This is a genomic window from Calidithermus terrae (assembly GCF_003574345.1).
Lineage (GTDB): Bacteria > Deinococcota > Deinococci > Deinococcales > Thermaceae > Calidithermus > Calidithermus chliarophilus.
In genome coordinates, this window is the sequence record NZ_QXDL01000261.1 from 1 (window position 1) to 4,967 (window position 4,967).

2 protein-coding genes are annotated in these 4,967 nt (G+C 72.2%); both read left to right on the forward strand.

From position 1 onward, the window contains the following. Nucleotides 1-2,801, forward strand: a 2,801-nt coding sequence (gene treY, locus Mterra_RS18825; protein WP_218022971.1) for a malto-oligosyltrehalose synthase, incomplete at its 5' end; no start/stop codon positions are given. Next, the gene (glgX, locus tag Mterra_RS18830) at nt 2,798-4,942 is read left to right on the forward strand and encodes a glycogen debranching protein GlgX (RefSeq protein WP_119316536.1); all 2,145 of its coding nucleotides are present in this window, start codon (nt 2,798-2,800) and stop codon (nt 4,940-4,942) included. The genes treY and glgX, both read left to right, overlap by 4 nt. The last annotated feature ends 25 nt before the right edge of the window (nt 4,943-4,967 follow it).

The window sequence follows — 4,967 nt, forward strand, 5'->3', positions numbered from 1 at the left end:
CCGGCCCCCTCCCCGCCGAGCTCCCCCTAGCCGCCTACCGGCTGCAGATGGGGGCCTCCGGCTTCGCCCAGGCCGCCGCGCTGGCCGGCTACCTCGCCCGCCTGGGCGTGAGCGACGTGTACGCCTCGCCGCTGATGGCCGCCGTCTCGCCCCACGGCTACGACGTCACCGACCCCACCCGGGTCAACCCGGCGCTGGGCAGCGCCGAGGACTTCGTGGCCTGGAGCGACCGGCTGCGGGAGCTGGGGCTGGGCCTGATCGTGGACGTGGTGCCCAACCACATGGGCATCCGCCAGGGCAACGCCTGGTGGGACGAGGTGCTCGAGAACGGCCCGGCCTCGCCCTACGCCCGCTACTTCGACATCGACTTCGCCCCGCTCAAGCCCGAACTGCACGGCCGGGTGCTGCTGCCGCTGCTGGGCGACCAGTACGGGCGGGTGCTCGAGCGCGGCGAGCTGCGGCTGGAGCGCGAGGGCGGGGCCTTCTTCTGCCGCTACCACGAGCGCGCCCTGCCCCTCGACCCCTGCAGCTACGTCCCGCTGCTGGAGGAGGCCGCCGCCCGGCTGGACCGAGAGCTCGAGCCGGCCCACGTCGAGCTGCAGAGCATCCTCACCGCGCTGCGCAACCTGCCCCCCCGCCGGACGGCCGACGAGGCCAAGCGGCCGGAGCGGCAGCGGGAGAAGGAGGTGGTCAAGGGGCGGTTGGCGCGGCTGCTGGGGGAGTGCCCGGCGCTGGAGGGGGCGCTCGAGGCGGCGCTGGCCGAGCACAACGGCACCCCCGGCGACCCCGCCTCCTTCGACCGGCTCGACGCGCTGCTGCTGCAGCAGGCCTACCGGCTGGCCTACTGGCGGGTGGCCGCCGAGGAGATCAACTACCGCCGCTTCTTCGACGTCAACGAGCTCGCCGCCATCCGCGTGGAGGAGCCCGAGGTCTTCGCCGCCGCCCACGCCTGGCTGCGCGAGCAGGTCCGGGCCGGGCGGGTGCGGGGGGTGCGGGTGGACCACCCCGACGGGCTCTACGACCCCGCCGGCTACTTCCAGGCCCTGCAGGGCCTGGCCCAACGGGAGGAGGGGCCGGGTGCGGGGCTGTACGTGGTGGCCGAGAAGATCGTGGCCCCCGAGGAGGCGCTGCCCGCCGACTGGGCCATCCACGGCACCACCGGCTACGAGTTCCTCAACGCCGCCACCGGGCTGCTGGTGGATGGCGCCAACGCCCGCGCCCTCACCGACGCCTACCACCGCTTCACCGGCGAGAAGCCGCGCTACGGCGAGGCCGTCTACCAGGCCAAGCGCCTGATCCTGCAAAGCTCGCTGGCCTCGGAGCTGCAGGTGCTGGCCCACCGCCTGGCGCGGCTCTCCGAGCGCCACCGCCACTACCGCGACTTCACGCTGGGCTCGCTCACCGAGGCGCTGCGCGAGGCCATCGCCGCCTTCGGGGTCTACCGCACCTACGTCCGGCCCGACACCCTCCGCCCCGACGAGCACGACCGCGAGGCCGTGGAGCTCGCCGTGCGCGCCGCCCGCCGCCGCAACCCCACCGCCGAGGCCTCGGTGTTCGAGTTCCTGCGCCGCCTGCTGCTGCTGGAGACCCCCGAGCTGGGCGAGGAGGCGCGGGCCTTCGTGCTCAAGTTCCAGCAGCTCACCGGGCCGGTGATGGCGAAGGGCCTCGAGGACACCGCCTTCTACCGCTACAACCGGCTGGTGGCGCTCAACGAGGTGGGGGGCGAGCCCGCGCGCTTCGGCACCTCGCTCGAGGCCTTCCACCGCCAGAACCAGTCCCGCGCCGCCCGCTTCCCCCACACCATGATCTCCACCTCCACCCACGACACCAAGCGCTCGGAGGACGTGCGCGCGCGGCTGGCGGTGCTGTCGGAGCTGCCGGAGGAGTGGCGGCGGGCGGTGTTCGCCTGGGCCCGGCACAACAAGGCCAAGAAGGCGGCGGTGGAGGGCGAGGCCGCCCCCGGCCGCAACGACGAGTACCTCTTCTACCAGACCCTGCTGGGGGTGTGGCCGCTGCGGCCCGACCCCCAATTGCCCGAGCGGCTGGTGGCCTACATGACCAAGGCGGCCAAGGAGGCCAAGGTCCACACCTCCTGGGTCGCGCCCAACGCGGCCTACGACCAGGCCCTCGAGCTCTTCGTGCGGGCGGTGCTCGACGACGCCAGGTTCCTCGCCCTCCTCGAGCCGCTGCGGCGCAAGGTGGCCGCGTACGGGATGCTGAACTCGCTGACGCAGACCGTGCTCAAGTACGCCTCGCCCGGCGTCCCCGACCTCTACCAGGGCAACGAGGCGTGGGACTTCTCGCTCGTCGATCCCGACAACCGCCGCCCCGTGGACTTCGCGCGCCTCGAGGCGCTGCTGGGGGGGCTCGAGGGGCGCCACCCCGGCGTGGGGCTGGCCCGGGAGCTGCTGGCGGGCTGGCCCGACGGGCGGGTCAAGCTGTGGGTGACCCGCCAGGCCCTGCAGCACCGCCGGGCCAACCCCGGGGTCTACCTCGAGGGGGCCTACCGGCCCCTCGAGGCCGACGGGCCGGCCGCCGCCCACGCGGTGGCCTTCGCCCGCGAGGCCGGGGGGGCGCGGCTGGTGGCGGTGGCGCCGCGGCTGTGGGTGCGGCTGTCGGCCGGGGCCGACGCGCCCGCGCTGGGCGCGGAGCCCTGGTACGGGACCCGGCTCGAGCTGCCCGAGGGCCGCTACCACCACCTCTTCACCGGGGAAGTATTCACCGTGAACGCGACGATCGAGCTTTCGGAGCTGCTGGCTAATTTCCCGGTGGCGATGCTGCACCTCGAGGCCGCCCCGTGAGCCTGCACCGCACCTGGCCCGGCACCCCCTACCCCCTGGGCGCGACCTGGGACGGCACCGGGGTCAACTTCGCCCTCTTCTCCGAGAACGCCGAGGCGGTCGAGCTGTGCCTGTTCAGCTCGCCCAAGAGCACCAAGGAGGCCGAGCGCATCCGCCTCGTCGAGCACACCGACCAGGTCTGGCACGTCTACGTGCCGGGTCTGCAGCCGGGGCAGCTCTACGGCTACCGCGTCTACGGCCCCTACGACCCCGGCCGCGGCCTGCGCTTCAACCCCAAGAAGCTGCTCCTCGACCCCTACGCCAAGGCCATCAGCGGCCACGTGCGCTGGTCGGACGTGCCCTTCGGCTACCGCATCGGCCACAAGAAGGCCGACTTAGCCCCCGACTCGCGCGACAGCGTGGCCTTCGTGCCCAAGTGCGTCGTCAGCGACGCCGCCTTCCCCTGGGGCGACGACCGCCCGCCGCGCACGCCGCTGCACCGCTCGGTGATCTACGAGATCCACGTCAAGGGCTTCACCGTGTGCCACCCCGAGGTGCCCCCGCACCTGCGCGGCACCTACGCCGGGCTGGCCTCGCCGCCGGTGGTCGAGTACCTGAAGTCGCTGGGCGTGACCGCGGTGGAGCTGCTGCCGGTGCACCAGAAGGTCCACGACCGGCTGCTCGTCGAGAAGGGCCTTTCGAACTACTGGGGCTACAACACCATCGGCTACTTCGCCCCCGAGTGCAGCTACAGCGCCTCGGGCGTGCTGGGCGGACAGGTGCGCGAGTTCAAGGCCATGGTCAAGACCCTGCACGCCGCCGGCATCGAGGTCATCCTCGACGTGGTCTACAACCACACCGCCGAGGGCAACCACCTAGGCCCCACCCTCTCCTTCAAGGGCATCGACAACCCGGTCTACTACCGGCTCAGCCCGCAGGACCCGCGCTACTACGTCGATTACACCGGCACCGGCAACACCCTCAACGCCCCCCACCCCCGCACCCTGCAGCTCATCATGGACAGCCTGCGCTACTGGGTGACCGAGATGCACGTGGACGGCTTCCGCTTCGACCTCGCCGCGGCGCTCGCCCGCACGCTGCACGAGGTGGACCAGCTCTCGAGCTTCTTCACCATCATCCACCAGGACCCCGTGCTCAGCCAGGTCAAGCTCATCGCCGAGCCCTGGGACCTGGGCCAGGGGGGCTACCAGGTGGGCAACTTCCCGGTGCTGTGGGCGGAGTGGAACGGCAAGTACCGCGACTCGGTGCGCCGCTTCTGGAACGGCTTCGACACCGGGGTGGCCGAGGTGGCCTACCGGCTGTCGGGCTCGAGCGACCTCTACAGCCACAGCGGGCGCCGCCCCTACGCCTCCATCAACTTCGTCACCGCCCACGACGGCTTCACCCTCAACGACCTGGTGAGCCACGCCCAGAAGCACAACGAGGCCAACGGCGAGGGCAACCGCGACGGCGACGAGCACAACCACAACCTCAACTTCGGCGTCGAGGGCCCGACCGACGACCCCCAGGTCAACGCCCTGCGCGAGAAGCAGAAGCGCAACCTCCTGGCGACGCTGCTGCTGAGCCAGGGGGTGCCGATGATCCTGGGCGGCGACGAGATGGGCCGCACCCAGCAGGGCAACAACAACGCCTACTGCCAGGACAACGAGGTCTCCTGGGTCAACTGGAAGCTCGACCGCCGCCAGCGCGGGCTGCTGCGCTTCACCCGGCGGCTGGTGCGGCTGCGCCAAGAGCACCCGGTGCTGCGCCGCCCGAAGTTCTTCCAGGGGCAGAGCATCCGCGGCGAGGGCATCCGCGACATCCACTGGCTCAAGCCCAGCGGCGAGGACATGACCGACGCCGAGTGGCAAGCCCCCGACGTCAACGAGCTGGGGGTCTACCTCAACGGGCACCTCGACAACATCACCGACGAGCGCGGCGGGCCCATCCAGGACCGCAACCTGCTGATTCTGCTCAACGGCGGGCGGGACGCCGTGACCTTCCGGATGCCGGCCTTCGCCCCCGAGGCCCAGTGGGAGGTGCTGCTCGACACCGCGCGGCCGGAGCTCGAGGCGGGCGAGGAGCGCGTGAACGGCGGCGGGGGCGTCACCCTGGAGCCCCTCTCGCTGGCGCTGCTGGCCCAGCTCGAGGAGGAGGCGTGAAACGGGCGGGGGCCTGGCCCGAGGG